General features: G+C 66.7%; 12 protein-coding genes. 8 read left to right on the plus strand and 4 right to left on the minus strand.

Annotated elements, in window-relative coordinates; genetic code table 11:
* Position 1: 1 nt before the first annotated feature.
* Positions 2-2,578, minus strand: a complete 2,577-nt coding sequence (locus AC066S_RS22570) for an ATP-dependent helicase (protein ID WP_478270651.1) — start codon at positions 2,576-2,578, stop codon at positions 2-4.
* 235 nt (positions 2,579-2,813) lie between these two features.
* Here AC066S_RS22570 and AC066S_RS22575 point away from each other — a divergent pair, with 235 nt between their 5' ends.
* Positions 2,814-2,987 (plus strand): DUF1328 domain-containing protein, encoded by a 174-nt coding sequence (locus AC066S_RS22575; RefSeq protein WP_036006471.1) that lies wholly within the window; start codon positions 2,814-2,816, stop codon positions 2,985-2,987.
* 194 nt (positions 2,988-3,181) lie between these two features.
* On the opposite strand, the gene AC066S_RS22580 is transcribed toward AC066S_RS22575, so the two are convergent.
* Positions 3,182-3,688, minus strand: a complete 507-nt coding sequence (locus AC066S_RS22580) for a thioesterase family protein (RefSeq protein WP_126255305.1) — start codon at positions 3,686-3,688, stop codon at positions 3,182-3,184.
* A gap of 83 nt (positions 3,689-3,771) precedes the next feature.
* On the opposite strand from AC066S_RS22580, the gene AC066S_RS22585 reads away from it, so the two are divergent.
* From AC066S_RS22585 to AC066S_RS22595, 3 genes are all read left to right on the plus strand, one after another.
* Positions 3,772-5,196, plus strand: coding sequence for an FAD-binding oxidoreductase (locus AC066S_RS22585; protein ID WP_126255306.1), 1,425 nt, complete (start codon positions 3,772-3,774; stop codon positions 5,194-5,196).
* A gap of 103 nt (positions 5,197-5,299) precedes the next feature.
* On the plus strand, positions 5,300-6,586 hold the full coding sequence (locus AC066S_RS22590; protein WP_478270652.1) for a Spy/CpxP family protein refolding chaperone: 1,287 nt from the start codon (positions 5,300-5,302) through the stop codon (positions 6,584-6,586).
* 35 nt (positions 6,587-6,621) lie between these two features.
* The gene (locus AC066S_RS22595) at positions 6,622-7,011 is read left to right on the plus strand and encodes a hypothetical protein (protein WP_478270653.1); all 390 of its coding nucleotides are present in this window, start codon (positions 6,622-6,624) and stop codon (positions 7,009-7,011) included.
* Between the two features lie 51 nt (positions 7,012-7,062).
* Here AC066S_RS22595 and AC066S_RS22600 read toward each other — a convergent pair whose 3' ends face one another.
* Entirely contained in the window at positions 7,063-8,535 is a 1,473-nt protein-coding gene (locus AC066S_RS22600; RefSeq protein WP_478270696.1) for a caspase family protein, read from the minus strand.
* Between the two features lie 186 nt (positions 8,536-8,721).
* Here AC066S_RS22600 and AC066S_RS22605 point away from each other — a divergent pair, with 186 nt between their 5' ends.
* Positions 8,722-9,699 carry a hydroxyacid dehydrogenase gene (locus tag AC066S_RS22605; protein WP_478270654.1) on the plus strand — a complete coding sequence of 326 codons (978 nt, stop codon included), beginning with the start codon at positions 8,722-8,724 and terminating at the stop codon, positions 9,697-9,699.
* A gap of 6 nt (positions 9,700-9,705) precedes the next feature.
* Here AC066S_RS22605 and AC066S_RS22610 read toward each other — a convergent pair whose 3' ends face one another.
* A complete protein-coding gene (locus tag AC066S_RS22610) occupies positions 9,706-10,872 on the minus strand; it encodes an ABC transporter substrate-binding protein (RefSeq protein WP_478270655.1) in 1,167 nt (388 codons plus the stop codon).
* A gap of 328 nt (positions 10,873-11,200) precedes the next feature.
* On the opposite strand from AC066S_RS22610, the gene AC066S_RS22615 reads away from it, so the two are divergent.
* The 3 genes from AC066S_RS22615 (at position 11,201) to AC066S_RS22625 (ending at position 17,724) form a co-directional block, all read left to right on the plus strand.
* A complete protein-coding gene (locus AC066S_RS22615; protein ID WP_478270656.1) occupies positions 11,201-13,591 on the plus strand; it encodes a bifunctional diguanylate cyclase/phosphodiesterase in 2,391 nt (796 codons plus the stop codon).
* 91 nt (positions 13,592-13,682) lie between these two features.
* Complete coding sequence (locus AC066S_RS22620; RefSeq protein ID WP_478270657.1) at positions 13,683-14,981, plus strand: MFS transporter; 1,299 nt, start codon at positions 13,683-13,685, stop codon at positions 14,979-14,981.
* Between the two features lie 157 nt (positions 14,982-15,138).
* Positions 15,139-17,724, plus strand: a complete 2,586-nt coding sequence (locus AC066S_RS22625) for an EAL domain-containing protein (RefSeq protein ID WP_478270658.1) — start codon at positions 15,139-15,141, stop codon at positions 17,722-17,724.
* Positions 17,725-18,127 lie beyond the last annotated feature (403 nt).

The following is an 18,127-nucleotide window of genomic DNA, read 5'->3' on the forward strand; positions in this document are numbered from 1 at the left end:
CTCACGCCCGCTGCACGAAACTGTCCACGACCTTCTTCTCGCCGGCCTTGTCGAAGGCGATGGTGAGTTTGTTGCCGTCGATCTTGGTGACGCGGCCGTAGCCGAACTTCTGGTGGAAGACGCGGTCGGACAGCGAGAATTCGGAGGTGGTGCCGGTCGATTTGGCGACCAGCTCACCCTCGATCGTCAGGGGACCACGACGGCGCGAGGAGAAGCTGCCGAAATCGGGGCCGGCCGATGAGGAAGACGAGAACGTCGCGGTCTCGTCCTCGAAGCCGCCGTAACCGCCGCCAGAGCGGGCACCGCCGCGGTTGCGATTGGCCTGGGCGCGCTGCCAGCCCGGCGTGGTGTAGCTGGAGCCGAACGCCTCCATGTCGTCGAAGCGCGAGGCACCGTAGCCGCCGGTGCCGCCCCAGGCCGACCCGCCCTTCGACTCCGTGATCTCGACATTGGCCGCGGGCAATTCGTCGAGGAAGCGCGACGGGATCGTGGTCGACCAGGTGCCGTGGATGCGCCGGTTGGTGGCGAAATAGATCATGGCGCGGCGGCGGGCGCGGGTCAGGCCGACATGGCCGAGCCGGCGCTCTTCTTCCAAGCCGGCGCGGCCCTGTTCGTCCAGCGTGCGCTGGCTCGGAAACAGGCCTTCCTCCCAGCCGGGCAGGAACACGTTGTCGAATTCGAGCCCCTTGGCCGAATGCAGCGTCATCAGCGACACCGCATCCTCCTCGGCGCCGCCCTCGCGATCCATCACCAGCGAGATGTGCTCCAGGAACCCTTGCAGGTTCTCGAACTCCTCCATCGAGCGCACCAGCTCTTTCAGGTTCTCCAGCCGGCCCGCGGCGTCCGCGGAGCGGTCCTTCTGCCACATCTCGGTATAGCCGCTCTCGTCGAGCACGATCTGGGCGAGATCGGTGTGTGCGGTGACCTCGCGCTGGGCGCGCCAGCGGTCGAACTGGGCGACGACGTCGCGCAGCGAGCCGCGTGCCTTCGGCTTCAGTTCGTCGGTCTCAACCACCGCGCGGGCCGCTTCGAACAGCGGAATGCGGCGCTTGCGGGCGTGGTCGTGCAACATCTGCACCGTGGCATCGCCGAGGCCGCGCTTGGGCACGTTGACGATACGCTCGAAGGCGAGGTCGTCTGCCGGGGAGTTGATGACGCGCAAATAGGCCAGCGCATCGCGGATTTCCGCGCGCTCGTAGAAGCGTGGGCCGCCGATGACGCGGTAGGGCAGGCCGAGCGTGACGAAGCGGTCTTCGAACTCGCGCATCTGGTAGGAGGCGCGCACCAGGATCGCAATCTCGTTGAGCTTCTCGCCGCGGCGCTGCAGTTGCTCGATCTCCTCGCCGATGCCGCGCGCTTCCTCCTCCGAATCCCACGAGCCTGTGACCGTGACCTTCTCGCCGTCCTGGTCCTCGGTGCGCAGCGTCTTGCCGAGCCGGCCTTCGTTGTGCGCGATCAGATGCGAGGCGGCGGCGAGGATATGGCGGGTCGAGCGATAATTGCGTTCCAGGCGGATGATCTTGGCGCCGGGGAAATCGTGGTCGAAACGCAGGATGTTGTCGACCTCGGCGCCGCGCCAGCCATAGATCGACTGGTCGTCGTCGCCGACGCAGCAGATGTTCTTGGTGGCGCCTGCCGCAGATGCCGTCATTCCGGGATGCGCCGCAGGTGCAGACCCGGAATCTCGAGCTGAGGACTCATTTCCAGATTCCGGGTTCGGCTCTTCGAGCCGCCCCGGAATGACAGTGGGGGCGGGCTTTGCCGGCGCCTGCGACAGCAGCCGCAGCCACAGATATTGCGCGACGTTGGTGTCCTGGTACTCGTCGACCAGGATGTACTTGAAGCGCTGCTGGTACTGCCGGAGGATATCCGGGTGCTCGCGGAAGATGCGGATGTTCTCCAGCAGGAGATCGCCGAAATCCGCCGCGTTCAAAATCTTCAGCCGCTCCTGATAGCTCGCATAGAGCTTGCCGCCCTTGCCGTTGGCGAAGGTGGCGGCTTCGCCCGAGGGCACCTGCGAGGGCATCAGGCCGCGGTTCTTCCAGCCGTCGATCAGTCCAGCGAGCATGCGCGCCGGCCAGCGCTTGTCGTCGATGTTCTCGGCTTGAAGCAGCTGCTTCAGCAGCCGGACCTGATCGTCCACGTCGAGCACGGTGAAGTTCGACTTGAGCTGCGCCAGCTCGGCATGGAAACGCAGGATGCGGCCGCCGATGGAGTGGAAGGTGCCGAGCCACGGCATGCCCTCGACGGCATGGCCGAGCATCTGGCCGAGCCGGTGCTTCATCTCGCGCGCGGCCTTGTTGGTGAAGGTCACCGACAGGATCTCGGCGGGACGGGCGCGGCCCTGGCTCAGGATATGGGCGATGCGCGTCGTCAGCACGCGGGTCTTGCCGGTGCCGGCGCCGGCCAGCACCAGGACCGGGCCGTCCAGCGTCTCCACAGCCTCGCGCTGCTCCGGATTGAGCCCGGACAGATATTGCGGGCCCACCGAGGCGCGCGCACGCGCGGCGATGCCGCCGGCTGCGGGCTGGTGATCGGGTACGCTGGTGATCTTGCTCGGCTCGGTCATGCGAATCATTGGCCCCACGATGGCACCGCGGGGTGGCGGAAGGGAGCCTTCTAACAGGGATGGTGCCTATATGGGGCGCCGAAAAGAGGTTTTCCACGTGCGTGGCGGGCCAATTTGTTCCCGCGCGCCGCGCGAATTTCGTCCCCGCCGGGGTCGGAACCATCGTTCCCGCCTTGAGATTGTCTGGGCAGGTGGTGCGGCGAGCCGCGCCGGACGCAGACAACATCAAGACGAGGGTTTGACCATGCTAGGCTGGGTTGTGACGTTTCTGGTTATCGCACTGATCGCCGGCATCCTGGGCTTCGGCGGCGTCGCCGGCGCTTCGATCGAGATCGCCAAGATCATCTTCTTCATCGCGGTCGTTCTGTTCCTGGTCTCGGCCGTCGTCGGCCTGGCGCGCGGCCGCAACAGGATATAGCGCTATCCTCGCGGCGCATCCTTCGAGACGCCCGCCTTCGGCGGGCCCTCAGGATGAGGGCAGAGTGTGCGGCAGCAGTCTCGAAGAGCGCAAATGCTGCTTAGCCTCATCCTGAGGAGACCGCGAAGCGGTCGTCTCGAAGGACGAGGCGCGCGCTCAGACCGCGGCCATAACGCGGCGGCAGCGCTTTGACACTACCGCTTCGCGGGCATCGCCACGTTGCGGCCGATGCCCTCAGGCCGGGGCACGGCGCTGTGGGCCTTGGTGACCGCAGCGATGCGCTCGCTTATATCGGGCGGAAACGGCGCGACGCGCCGCGCATTCATGTCCATGTGCAGTGACATGTTCTCGGACGTGGCCGACAGCCAGCCTTCGCTCGCGTGCCGCATCTCCTCGAACGTGTGCAGCCGCTTGTCGTCCGCCCCCAGCAGCCAGACGAAGATCTGCACGGGATCGCCGAGGTGGATCTCGCGCAGGTACCGGACGTGGCATTCGGCCGTGAAGGTCGAGCCGCCTCGCTCCTTCATGTAGGTCGGCCCGATCCCGAGCTCGCTCCAGAGCTGGTCGATCGCGCGGTCGAACATCACGTTGTAATAGGCCATGTTGAGATGGCCGTTATAGTCGATCCATTGCGGCTCGATCTGCATGATCGAGGCGCGGAACGGCTCGGCTTTGGGCGTCGGGGCGGCAGTCTCCGGCATGTTTCCTTCCAGCTATGCGTCCGGTCGCTTGACTTGACCGGTTTTATGTCCTTTGCCACGGTTCTTCTGTCGGGAGGAATTCCGTGGGTACGACCATCACCAATAATCCGCCGCGGCCGGAGCCGAAAGCCCTCGCGAGCGCGCTGGAGCAGCTCGCCGCACGCTTCGGCAACCGCCTCATCACCTCGCAGGCCGTGCGCGAGCAGCACGGCCATACCACCACCTGGCTTCCCAACCAGCCGCCTGACGGCGTGGTGATGGCGCAGGAGACCGCCGACATCCAGGACGTGGTGCGGATCTGCGCCAAGAACCGTGTCCCCGTCATTGCCTTCGGGACCGGCACCTCGCTCGAGGGCCAGGTCAACGCGCCCGCCGGCGGTATCTCGATCGATTTGCGCGACATGAACAAGGTGCTCGCGGTGCATGCCGAGGACCTCGACTGCGTGATCCAGCCCGGCGTGACCCGCAAGGCGCTGAACGAGCATCTGCGCGACCAGGGCCTGTTCTTCCCGATCGATCCGGGTGCCGATGCATCGCTCGGCGGCATGGCCTCGACCCGCGCCTCCGGCACCAACGCGGTGCGCTACGGCACCATGCGCGACAGCGTGCTGGCGCTGAAGGTGGTGCGCGGCGACGGCGAGATCATCACCACGGGCACGCGCGCCAAGAAGTCGTCCGCAGGTTACGACCTGACGCATCTGTTCGTCGGCGCCGAAGGCACGCTCGGCATCATCTCGGAATTGACCATCCGCCTGCGCGGCATCCCCGAGACGATCGCGGCGGGCGCGGTGTCGTTCGAGACCGTGCACGGGGCCTGTCAGGCCGTCATCCTGGCGATCCAGACCGGCATTCCCGTGGCGCGCATCGAGCTGCTCAACGCTGCGCAGGTGCAGGCCTGCAACGCCTATTCCAAGCTGACGCTGCCGGAGACGCCGCTGCTGCTGATGGAATTCCACGGCAGCGAGATCGAGGTTGCCGAGCAGTCCAAGGCGTTTGGCGAGATCGCCCGGGATTGCGGCGGCGGCGATTTCTCCTGGACCACCAAGCCCGAGGATCGCACCAAGCTGTGGCAGGCGCGGCACGATGCCTATTGGTCCGTGAAGGCGCTGCGGCCCGGCGACAGCATCGGCGTGGTCGCCACCGACGTCTGCGTGCCGATCTCGCGGCTTGCCGATTGCGTCAGCGAAACTGAGGAAGATCTCAAGCGGCTCAACCTGCTGTCGCCGATCGTCGGCCATGTCGGCGACGGCAATTTCCATTGCTCGCTGGTGTGCGACGTCAACGACGCGGACGAGATGGCGCGCGGCGAAGAATTCATGCATCGCCTGGTCGAGCGCGCGCAGGCGATGGACGGCACCTGCACCGGCGAGCACGGCATCGGACAGGGCAAGCAGAAATATCTCAAGGCCGAGCTCGGCCCCGAGGCGCTCGATGCGATGCGGGCGCTGAAGAAGGCGCTCGATCCGCTCAACATCTTCAACCCCGGCAAGATCGTGCCGGAGGCGTAGCGCGGGCCCGGTCCGGGGACCGGGAACTTTCGGCAATCCTGCTGGTTCCAATTCCCGCCAATTTCCGATGCCTGGATGGCAGGGCTTTGCGCGGGAGGGTGCGATGGTGCGACCGGTCGTTGGAATTGCCGCGATGGCACTCGCCTGCATGCTGGCGGGCGCGGCGCTGGCGAAGGGCGGACATGGCGGGGGCCATGGAGGCGGGCATGGCGGCGGCCATCACGGTGGCGGCCATCACGGCGGCGGCCATTTCCGTGGTCACGGCCACGCGCATGGCGGCGGCCATCATCGCGGCATGCGGTTTACCAGCGGTGCCCGACGCGGCGGCCCCAATTTCGGTCAGATCCGCAATGCCGCGATCCAGCCGGCGCAGTTCCGCAACGCTCTGAACGCCGGCGCCTTCCGCAATGGCCGGCTGATCAGCAATCCGGCGGCGCGTGCGCAGCTCGCCGCGGCGGCCGCATTGGCCGGCTGGAGCGGCGCAAGCAGCGGCTGGTGGCAACATCCGGGTGGCGGCTACGGCTGGGTCGGGCCGCTGTTCTGGCCGTTCGCCTATAACGACCTCTACGACTACACGATCTGGGGCGACGGGCTCGGCTTCTGGGGTTACGGCTATCCGGACATCTATGCCGGAATATTCGGCCCCTACGGCTATGATCGCCTGTCGGCCTATCTGCCGCAGCAGCCACAGGGACGACGGCGGGCCAGCAGCGCGCCGCTCGATCAGCTCTGCGGCAGTGACCGCCGTGCCATCGCCGGGCTGCCGATCGATCAGATTGCATCCGCGGTGCAGCCGACCGATGCGCAGGGCGCCGCTCTCGATGCGCTCGGCAACGCCTCCGTCGACGCGGCAGCGCTGATCCGCACATCCTGCCCGACGCAGGCCGCGGCCACGGCCCCCGGCCGGCTCGCGGCGATGCAGCAGCGCATCGAGGCGATGCAGAAGGCGGTCGATCTGGTCCAGCCCGCGCTCGACCAGTTCTATGGTTCGCTCAACGACGAACAGAAGGCGCGCTTCAATGCGCTGGCCGAGGATCAGCGTCGTGCGAACAATGCGGGCGGATCGTCGGTGCAGACCTGCAGTGTGCCCGCCGCATTCGATTGGCCCGGCGCCACGATCGAGGAAAGACTTCGCCCCAGCGACACCCAGCGCGCGGCGCTCCAGGTGCTGCAGGATACCAGCGCCAAGGTCAGCGCATCGCTCAAGGCGGCCTGCGAGCCCAATGAGGTGATGACACCGCCGGCCCGCATGGCCACGATCGGCAAGCGGCTCGATGCGATGCTGGACGGGATCAAGTCGGTGCGCGCGGCGCTCGATGATTTCTACGCCACGCTCAACGACGAGCAGAAGGCGCAGTTCGAGGCGATCGGGCCGCGCCGCACGTCCTGAACGGCGCAAGCCAACGAAGACCAATGGTGGGGGCAATGAAGTGGTTCGCAAGGCGGCAGTCGGCCGACATCTGGGATGAGCCGATCCAGGGGCCGATCGGCGATATCGAGGCGGCGGAGCGCATTCGTCACATCTGCGAGACCGCGAGAGCGGGCGCGGAAGCCGTCGGCGGCTCCGCACGGACTGCCGAGCGCGAGCGTGAGCGTGAGCGTGAGCGTGAGCGCTATGAACGTGCCGCCCGCGTCGCGATGGAAATTGCGATGAAGATCGCAGACGATCTGATGCGCGACGACGCGGTCCGCCGCATCGTCGACCTCTGCATGAAGGCCGACGACGCCAAGACCGCGCAGATCCTGTTTCGCGCGATTCAGGCCGGCTGGGTCCGCGAGGCTGTCCAGCGCGATTATCCGGCGCTGGCACAATAGAACCGGCTCGCGCGAGGCGCGAGCCGGTGCGACGTCCATGCCGGAATCGTCTCAGTACCTGCGGTAGTCGCCGCGATAATGGTCGCCGCCGCTGCGGCCGCCCATTCCCATGCCGATGCCGATCCCGATGCCGACGCCCTGCATGATGGCAGCGGGCGGCGGGCCGGGGGGCGGGGCGCGCTCGTAGACCACTTCCTCAGGCGGAGGGCGGCGCTTCGGCGGCGTCTCGACAACCTTGCGCTTTGGCGGCGTGTCGTCGACGCGCTTCTTGATCACGGGCGCGACGCTCGGATTGGCCGGCGTCGCCGGTGCCGTCGGGGTCGAGCACGGACAGGTCGGAGCCATCGCGACCGCGACCGGGGTCGCCGCGGCGGCGACAGGCACGCCATAATTGCGGTTCTGCACGCGCAGCAGCAGCCGGCGCGCGGTCGCAGCGAGGTCGCTGTTGTCCCAGTTGGCGAGATAGGCCTCGAACGAGGCGCGGGTGTTGATCGCGGTGGCGCGCTCCCAGGCCAGCATCTGGCGGCGCCGTTCCAGCACCGTGCGCAGGCGCGGCGTGCGGGTGTCCTGTGCATACAGCTCGATATAGGCCTGATACGCCTCCACGGTGTCCTCAGTGATCACGAGCTCATAGGCGGCCATGGCCGGCTTGCCCTGCAAGGTCTTGCGCCAGTCCTCGACGCTGCGCGTGCCGCTGGCGAGCGCCATTGCGGATGCGCCGGGAACAGCGGGCGTGCTGCCGCTGCTCTCGCCGAAGAACCTGAAGTCGGTGGTCAGCGAGGAGCTTTCCCACGGGATCTGCCGTCCGTCGGTCGACTGCGCGACGGCGACGCGGATGCGCTTGAACACTTCCTCGATCGGCAGGTTGGGCTGCTTGGCGATGGTCAGCGCGGCCGTGGTGTAGGGACTGTCGATGCCGTTGCCGTCCTCGGCTTCGGCGCCGGGCGAGGTCGAATAGGAGATGAAGGAGCCGGGCGCGCCGGCCTTGGTGTCGACGATCGCAAGGCCGTGGCCGGCGCCGCTCAGTGCCGGGAACGGATTGTTGCGGCAGGCATCGAGCATGAAGATGCGCGCGCGCGTCGGCAGCGCGCCGAGCGTGTTGAGCAGGTCGTTGAGCCGCACGCCCTGGAGCGGAATGTCGGCCTCGCGCTTGGGATCGAGGTCGACCGGAACGAGGTAGTTCTCGCCGTCGATTTGCAGACCGTGGCCGGCATAAAACACCAGCGCCACGGTGTCGGCGCCGCTGGCGCCGACCTTGCCGGCGAAATCCGAGATCGCCGCGCGCATCTCGTTCTGCGCCAGATTGGCCGCCGTGGTGACGGTGAAGCCGGCATTGCCGAGCAGCTCCGTCATGCCCTTGGCGTCGTTGGCGGCGTTGGGCAGCTCGGGCACGGTGCGATAGGCGGATTGTCCGATGACCAGCGCAAGCCGCGCTTCGGCCGCGGCGTCCGTCGGCGTCATCAACTGGGCGAGGGCGAGAAAACCGGATGCAACTATGAGATTTGAAAAGACTGGACGGCGCATCATGTCACCTCCAACGGCAATACGCGCGATGATGTCACTTTTTCTAGGGGGCCGCCATGTGTCAGTCTGTGCGCTGGATCACGCTGCGCGCTGCGGCAAATTGTGACAGCATGCCTGCCGCAGCTGGCGTTGTGCCAGATTTCGACCGCGCTGCCGCGGGGCATCGGTTGCTGAAGGAGTCCAGTCGTGAAGGTTCTGCTCGCTCACACGCCGCAGATGCGGCGCAACTATTACGGCGACCGCAGCTTGAACGGCCTGCGGGCGGCCGCCGAGGTGATCCTGCACGAGAGCGACGAACCCCTTGACGCCGCCGGCCTCGTGCGTGCGGCGAAAGACGCCGACATCATCGTCGCCGATCGCATGACCGAAGGCCGCGGCGAAATCTTCGCCGAGCTGCCGCGTCTGCGCGCCTTCGTCCGCTGCGCCGTCGATATCCGCAACGTCAATGTGGAAGCGGCCTCGAAGGCCGGCGTGCTCGTCACCCGCGCCGGTCCCGGCTTCGTGCAGGCCGTCGCCGAGCTTGCCCTCGGCTTCATGGTCGATCTCTCCCGCGGCGTGTCGCGGACGACGGCGGACTACCAGGCCGGCCGCGAGCCGGAGGCGCGGATGGGCCGCCAGCTCGCCGGCAGCACGATCGGCATCATCGGTTATGGCAGCATCGGGCGCTATCTCGCCGGGATCGCAAAGGTGCTGCGGATGGAGGTGCTGGTCTCCGATCCCTTCGCCGATGTCAGCGATGCCGCGATCCGGCAGGTCGGCCTCGGCGAGCTGCTCGCGGCATCGGACTATGTCGTCTGCCTTGCGATCGCCAACGAGCAGACCGAGAATCTGATCGGCGAGGCGGCGCTGGCACGCATGCAGAGGCATGCCGTCTTCATCAATCTCTCGCGCGGCAATCTCGTCGACGAACCGGCGCTGGCGCGGGCGTTGCGTGAGAACCGCATCGCCGGTGCGGCGATCGATGTCGGCCGCGCACCGGACCAGATGCCGACACCCGAGCTGGCCAGGCTGCCGAACGTGATCGCTACCCCGCATGTCGGCGGGCTGACGCCGCAGGCGATCGAATATCAGTCGCTGGAAACCGTGCGGCAGGTCGAAGCGATCGTGAAGGGCGAGGTCCCGCCGGGCGCAGTCAACGCCGAGCGCTGGACGCGGCGGCCATGAAGGGCCCTACAGCCGGTCCACCGCCTTGAACGTTCCGTCCTTCTGGATCACCGTCAGGAACACTTTCGGCGGCGCCTCGATCATGCGGATGCCGACGTTGACGGTGCTGCCGCTGATGTCGAAGCGGCCGACATCGTTGATGGCGCGCAGCAGGCTTGCGCGGGTCGGTTCCGGTCCGGCCTTTTCCAGCGCTGCGGCCGCGAGGCGGCCGGAGAGGTAGCCTTCCAGCGACACGAAGTCCGGTGTCTGCGTCGGATCGACCGCCCTCTGCGCCGCCTGATAGTCGGCGACGAGTTTGAGCGAGCGGTCCCATGGAAATGGCACGACCTGCGAGACGATGACGCCTTCGCCCTCGGGGCCGAGCTCGCTGGCGAGTGCGACGGCACCGACGAAGGAGATGTTGACGAAGGTCGGATAGAAGCCGCTGCGATGCGCGAGCTTGATGAACTCCGCGCAGGGACCATAGGTCCCGACCATCACGATGGCCTCGGGTTCGGCCCGCTTGATCGTTCGCCAGGCGGCCTTGACCGCGCGGGTGTTGCGCTCGAAGGTGCCTTCGACGGCGAGTTCGAGGCCACGCCTGGCAAGCGCGCGTTTCACACCCCTCAGACCGTCGCGGCCGAAGGAATCGTCCTGGTAGAAAATGCCGATGCGGGTGAAGTGGCGATCCTCGGTGAGGTGCTTGATCCACGCTTCGGCCTCCGCGCTGTAGCTCGCGCGGATGTTGACGACGTTCGTGAGCTCGAGGTCGCGCAGGAATTCGGCACCGCTGAACGGGCCGATGAAGGGAACGTTCCTGGCGCTGGTGATCGGAATGGTCGCCATCGCGGTCGGCGTGCCCACCGCGCCGATCAGCGCGAACACCTTGTCGTCCTCGATCAGCTGCAGCGTCTGGGCCGCCGAACGATCGGGATCGTAGCCGTCGTCGCGGCTGATGAGCTGGAGCTTGCGGCCGTGCACGCCGCCTCTGGCGTTGATCTCGGTAAATGCTGCGACGATGCCTTGCCGCATGCGCTGTCCGAGCGCGGAGGAGGGACCTTCCAGCGCGGCGGCCTGGCCGAACAGGATCGCATCCTCGCTGACGCCGGCCTCCTCGGCCCCGGCCGCGAGCGCGGTCGCCGCCAGGAGCACGCAGGTCAGGATGACGGATCTCGTCGATCGAAATCGATACATCGGAAAGGTCTTGCCGAATAGTTGGGAAACCTTCCGCAACATATCCTTGCGAGCCTGAATAGCTCGCTAAGCGGCACTGTATCGACGATCCGTAGTACTCCGGGCAAAATCGGCAACTTGTTTCCACTATGCCGGATCGTTCGCGCACTTCATTAACTAATCCGTGCATTGCGGAACGATCCGGTTCCGAAATTGTGCAGTTCTTAACCGCGGTCTTGTTCCGATAGCCGAGCCGATGCCTCAACCAGAGGTTCGGTTTGTTGCGGGCCAGGGGACGGCGGCTTTAGAGATGGGCGATCGCGATCAGCACGATCAGGATCGGAGGCGTATGACCGGATGGTGGCGCGCGGCGCCGCTGCTCGGGCTGTATCGCCCCGCGCTCGTCGCGGTCGGCGTCGGTCTTCTGTTCTCGGTCGTGGGCGCGGCCGCCGTGGCGCGGTGGGAAGATCGCGTCAACAGGATCGAGTTCGAGAACGCGGCCGAGACTGAAGCCATCGTCATGCAGAACGGCATGGGCGAATACATATCGAGGCTCCTCGCGCTGCGCACGCTGTTCGAATCGACCAACGACGAAGTCACCCGCAGCGAGTTCGAGACCTTCAGTACCCGCCTGTTCGAACGCCATCCCGGCATGCTGCGCGTTGCCTGGCTGCCGCGCGTCAGCCGCAAGGAGCGCTCCGACTACGAGGCCGCGGCGAGCACGGACGGCGTCTCCGGCTATCGCATCAAGTCGCTTCAGGGCGAGAGCTTTGCGACGGCGCCGCAGAGCGATGAATATTTTCCGGTGTTCTATTCGACCCAGCCCAAGACCTCGTCGGTCTACGGCATGGACTACGCCACCGTTCCGGAGCGCCGCGCGGTTCTGGAACGCGCGCGCGACCACGACAACGTCGCAGCCATCCGCACGCGCCTGTTTGAACCGAGGGAGGGAGGCCGGCTGCCCGACGTCCTCGTTGCCGTTCCTGTCTACGCCAAGGGGACATCGCGCGAGACGGTCGCGGACCGGCGTCGCAATCTCGCCGGCTTCGTGATCGGAATCTTCGACCTGCCGCTGCTGATTCAAGTCATTCGCGTCACCACCGGAGCAAGCCCAGCGGTCAGCATCAACGTCTATCCGCCCTTCACGGGGCAGATCGTCAGCCTGGAGCAGATGCTGCCGGACTATTCGTCGGCGGCAAGGGCGCCGCAGTCGATGCGGGACGTCGCCCGGGCGCTGCACTGGTCGGGCAGCCTCAAGATCGGCGATACCGATTGGCAGGTGCGGGCCGTTCCCACCGCCGGCGGTCCGCTGGAGTCGACTTACGATCGCGCCGGCACGGTGCTGATCGTCGGCATGCTGCTCACGCTGTCGCTGTCGACCTATCTCATGTTGGCGAGCCGCAATTCGCGGCGGTTGTCACTGGCCAACCGGCGGGTGCTCGAGCTCGCCCAAACCGACGTCCTGACCGGATTGCCGAACCGCGCCTTCTTCCTCAGCCGGCTCGACGAGATGAACAACCAGCTGGGCGTGCGGGGGCTGCCGTTCTCGATCCTGATGCTCGACCTCGACCGCTTCAAGAACGTCAACGATTCCCTCGGCCACGGGGCCGGCGATGCGCTGCTGCGCCAGGTGGCACAGCGGTTGAAATCCGCGGTGCGCGCCACCGACGTGCTGGCGCGGCTCGGTGGCGACGAGTTCGCCGTCATCCAGGAAGCCAGCGCGGATCAGCGCGCCTGCTCGACCGAGCTGGCGGCGCGGATCGCCAAGCTGTTGACCGAACCGTTCCTCCTGCCCGGCCACCGCGTCGAGATCGGCACCAGCATCGGCATCGCCATCGCGCCGGATCACGGCAGCGATCAGGAGCAATTGCTGAAGAAGGCGGACCTTGCGCTCTATCGCTCGAAATCGGCGGGCCGCAACTGCTTCACCATCTACGACGAGGCGATGTCGGCCGAGCTGGAGGCCCGCAACACGCTGGAGGGGGATCTGCGCGATGCCATCGCGCAGTGCCAGCTGGAGGTGCACTACCAGCCGTTCGTCGACGCCCTCAGCGGGGCGCGGCGCGGCTTCGAGGCGTTGGTGCGCTGGCGGCATCCGACGCGCGGCCTGATCCCGCCGGACCAGTTCATCCTGCTTGCGGAGGAGACCGGGCTGATCGTGCCGCTCGGCGAATTCGTGCTGCGGCGCGCCTGCGCGGATGCGGCCGGCTGGCCCTCCGATCTCGCGGTCGCCGTCAACCTGTCGCCGATCCAGTTCAAGGAAGCCGAGCTGTTCGAGATGATCGGCGCGGCGCTCGCGGATTCCGGCCTGCCGCCCCACCGGCTCGAGATCGAGATCACCGAATCCGTCCTGCTGGAGCGCGGCAGCGAGAACCACGCCTTCATGGAGCGGCTCAAGCATCTCGGCATCGAGCTCGCGCTCGACGATTTCGGCACCGGCTATTCCTCACTCAGCTATCTGACCGCGTTCCCGTTCGACAAGATCAAGATCGACAAGTCGTTCATCCGCAATCTCACGCACCAGCCGCGCAACTCCGCCATCATCTCCGCGATCGTGACGCTGGCGCGCGGGCTCGACATGTCGGTGACGGCCGAAGGAGTCGAGACCCGCGAGGAGTACGAGCGGCTGAAGGCGCTCGGCGTCAATTTCGCCCAAGGCTATCTGTTCGGCCGCCCGCAGCCGATCGAGTGGATTCTGTTCGACGCCCCCGTCAAACGGTCACGGCGCGACGCCGCCTGAGCGCGCCGCTCGACGGGCATGCACGAAAAGCGCTTGACCCAGGCACCCCCGGATGGTCGGAAGGATCGTCCAGGGATGAAACAAGCACATCATGCGGCTTCCGTTCTTCTACGGCTGGGTCGTGGTCGCCGTGACCTTCGTCACCATGGCCATCGGCGTCAACGCGCGTACCGCCTTTTCGCTGTTCTTTCCGCCGATCATCTCAGAGTTCGGCTGGGAGCGTGGCGTGACCGCCGGCGCGTTCTCGTTCGGCTTCGTGGTGTCAGGCGTGGTCAGCCCGCTGATCGGCCGCCTGATGGACCGCGCCGGCCCGCGCGCGGTGATGGAGCTCGGGGTGGTGCTGATGGGCGGCGGCTTGCTGCTTGCGCCGCTCACCAGCGCGCCCTGGCATCTCTATGTCACCATCGGCGTCATGGTCGGTGCCGGCTCGGTGTGTCTCGGCTATTCCGGCCAGTCGCTGTTCCTGCCGAACTGGTTCATCCGCAAGCGCGGCTTCGCCATCGGCATCGCTTTCGCCGGCGTCGGCATCGGCTCGGTGACGCTGCTGCCATGGGTGCAGCACATGATCGAAGCCACCGGCTGGCGCACCGCCTGCACCGCGATGGGCCTGCTCGTCCTGATCGTGCTGGCGCCGGTGAACCTGCTGCTGCACAAGCGCCCGCAGGACATCGGCCTCGAACCGGACGGCGATGCCGCCCCGGCGGCGGGCGGTGCCCAACCGGTCTCCAACATCGTCGATCCGGTTTGGGTCAATACCGACTGGACGCTGAAGCGCGCCGTCGCGACCACGCGCTTCTGGTGGATCGCGCTCGGCTATTTCTCCGGCCTGTACATCTGGTACGCGGTGCAGGTGCATCAGACCAAGTTCCTGCTCGACATCGGCTTCAGCCCTTCCGTCGCGGTGTGGGCGCTCGGCATCGTCAGCCTGCTCGGCATTCCCGGCCAGATCGTGCTGGGCCATGTCTCCGACCGCATCGGACGGGAGTGGGTCTGGGCGATCAGCTGCGCGGGCTTCGTGATCTGCTTCGCCGCCCTGATCGGCTTGAAGTATCAACCCTCGCTCTGGCTCGTCTATCTCATGGTGTTCGCGCAAGGCGCGCTCGGCTACGGCCTCACCTCGATCATGGGTGCGGTGGTGTTCGAGATTTTCCAGGGCAGGCACCAGGGCAGCATCTTCGGCACCATCATGCTCGCCGCGCTCGCGGGCGGTGCGGCCGGACCGTGGCTGACCGGCTTGCTCCATGACCGCACCGGCGACTACACGCTCGCCTTCGGCATCGCGACGATCGTGAGCGGATTGTCGGCGCTCGCGATCTGGCGGGCATCGCCGGGCAAGGTGAGGGCGGTGGCCGGCCGGCTGCACAATCCGCAGTGCAGAACCGCGGAGTGATTTGCGGGGACACACTGAATTACCTGCGCCTCTTTTGCCCAATGTTAAGCATGTCGCGGCTTGGCAGATGCGAGGGGGACTACAAAAACGTCTTGGACACCATCGGAGCGTAGCTTCGGGCAGATTGCCGTTTCTTCCCGATGCCCCCGGGTCCCCGATGTCTGCCCCCGATAATCCCGCGACCGAAACTCCGGACGTGCTGTTGGCTGCACTGGAACGCGCCGACGATGGCGTCGTCATTGTCGATGGCGCGCACCGCATCACGCATTTCAACGCCAGTGCGGAGCGGATCTGGAAGCTCGCGCGCGCCGACGTGCTCGGCCGCGATGCCGAAATTCTCACCCTCAATTGCCTTCTGGCCGATCCGGCCGCGGAATTCCGCGACGAGATCAGCCTCGTACGGCAGGACGGCAGCCGGATCCGTGCGGCCATATCGCTCTCGTCCGTTGCGCATGACGGCGCGACCCATCGCGTCGTGTTCGCGCGCGACATCACCGCGGATGCCGAGCGCCGCGTCAGGATCGGGCTTCTCCACGCCGTCTCCGATCAGACCAACCGGGCGGTGATCATCGCCGACACCGAGCTGAACATCGTCTACGTCAACTCGGCCTTCACGACGCTGTTCGGCTACACCAGCGGTGAGGCCGAGGGCCGCCGCGCAGGCGAGCTCATCGCCGGCTGCCACACCGACCGCAAGGCGATCGCGAAGCTGGTCAAGCGTCTGATGCGCGGCGGTCGCCGCGGCGAAGCCGAAGTGCTCACCTACGACAAGGACGGCGAGGAGATCTGGGTCTGCGCCCGGATCGACGCCTTTCGGGACAACAAGGGGCGGGTCAAGCACATCTTCGCGCTGCTCGAGGACATCACCGAGACCAGGCAATTGCGCTCGCTGCAGCAGCTCATCATGGCCTCGCTCGCGGACGAGGTCCCGATTACCGACATCGCCGACAGGCTCTGCCGCCGCGTCGAGGAGATCGCGCCCGACGTCGTCTGCTCGCTGCTCCACGTCGATGCGGCCGGCCTGATCCACCCGCTCGGAGGTCCGAGCCTGCCCGAGGACTATTCCCGCGCATTGGACGGCATTGCGATCGGCCCGAATGTCGGCTCCTGCGGCACTGCCGCCTTCTACGGCGAGCCGGTGCTGGCGACCGACCTCGAGACCGATGCCCGCTGGCAGCCCTACAAGGCGATGCCGCTCGCGATCGGCCTGCGCGCCTGCTGGTCGACCCCGGTCAAGGCCAAGGACGGCCGCGTCATCGCGACCTTCGCCTTTTATTACCGCGAGCCCCGCGCGCCGAGCAACTGGCACCGGCGCATCGTCGAGGCCTGCGTCAATCTCGGCGCCTTCGCGATCGAACGCAAGGAGGCCCGCGCCGAGATCGCGCGGCTCGCCTATCACGACATTCTCACCGGCCTGCCGAACCGCGCGCAGTTGCGGCACCTGATCACCACGGCGATCGATGCCTGCCCGACCGGCAGTCATATCGCGCTGGCCTTCCTCGATGTCGATCATTTCAAGGACGTCAACGACACGCTCGGTCACGCCGCCGGCGACGAGCTCCTGGTCCAGCTCGCCCAGCGTCTGCACGAGCAGATCGGCCCCGAGGACATGCTGGGACGGCTCGGCGGCGACGAATTCGTCATCTTGCTGCCGCAGCGCAATGCCGAGAGCGCCGCGCGCCTCGCGGCCGACGTCACGGAGGCGCTGGCTGCCCCCTTGAGGCTCGGATCGAAGCTGATGCCGATGTCGGCCAGCATCGGCATCAGCCTCTATCCCGACCATGCCACCGACATCGACACGCTGATGCAGCAGGCCGACGCCGCCATGTACATGGCCAAGCAGGCCGGGCGCTCGACCTATCGCATCTTCAGTGCCGAGATGAACGGACTCACCGAGCAGCGCCTGGCGCTGATCGCGGCGCTCCGCCGCGCCATCGCGGAAGGCGCGCTGAGCCTTAGCTACCAGCCGCAGATCTGTAGCTGCGACGGCGCGATTCACGGCGTCGAGGCGCTGTCGCGCTGGCACGATGCCGTGCTCGGCGACGTCTCGCCGGCAAAGTTCATTCCGCTCGCCGAGGAGTGCGGCCTGATCGAGCAGATCGGCCTGTGGTCGGTGCGCGAGGCCTGCCGGCAGATGGCGAGCTGGCGCCGTGCCGGCCTCAACATTCCCTGCGTGTCGGTGAACCTGTCGCCGATCAATTTCCGCAACGTCACGCTCGCCGCGCGGCTCAAGGACATCCTCGCCGACCACGACCTGCCGGCGGACGCCCTGATGCTGGAGATCACCGAGGGCGCGTTCATGCAGGACAGCGTCGCAGCGCTGGAGACGATGAACGCGATCCGGGAGCTCGGCGTCGGGCTCTCGGTGGACGATTTCGGCACCGGATATTCCAGCCTCAGCCGCCTTGCGCACCTGCCGATCCGCGAACTCAAGATCGACCGCAGCTTCATGCGCGACATCGAGCGCGACGCGGGCGCGCTCGCGATCGCCACGGCCGTGGTGCGCGTCGGCCAGGGCCTCGGCATGACCGTCGTCGCCGAGGGCGTCGAGACCGAGGGCCAGCGCAAGACGCTGGCCGAACTCGGCTGCGACGTCGTGCAAGGCTTCCTTTACGCGCCCGCGCTTCCGCCCGTCGCCTTCGAGCGCTGGCTGATCGAGCACTGCGCCGAGCAGGCGAAGTCGATGCTGGGGAGGCTCGATGTCGCGCAGGCCGGTGCCGGCGCGGTCAGGCGCTCAGCATAATTGATTGCTTTCCCGCGATATTCTCGGCAATTAGGAACGCATCGGCAGATCGGCGGTTTGGTGGAGTGATACCTGCCGGAGCCATTCACCGGCATGGATGGCGCTTCAGGACGAAAGGCCCAGGATCGACAGAAGCTGCGCGCCCGCGAGATGGCTGGGAATAAGATCGACCGCGTGGCGCGTGCGAATTGATCTAGCCAAACGCAGCAAGCCGATCCAGGAATAAGGGCGAGCACCAGGAGGCCCCGACACCGGAGGACTTCGAGCTGCCGGAGACATGAGGACGACAGATGAAACGGCATCCCCCATCGCGTGCAGCGAACGAGGCGAACAGCCACTTCAAACAGGCCGCGGCGAAGCCGGCGACCGATTACGAGAAGGCGGAAGAGGCTTTCCAGGCAAA

It is taken from the genome of Bradyrhizobium sp. CFUWI (genome assembly GCF_056429085.1).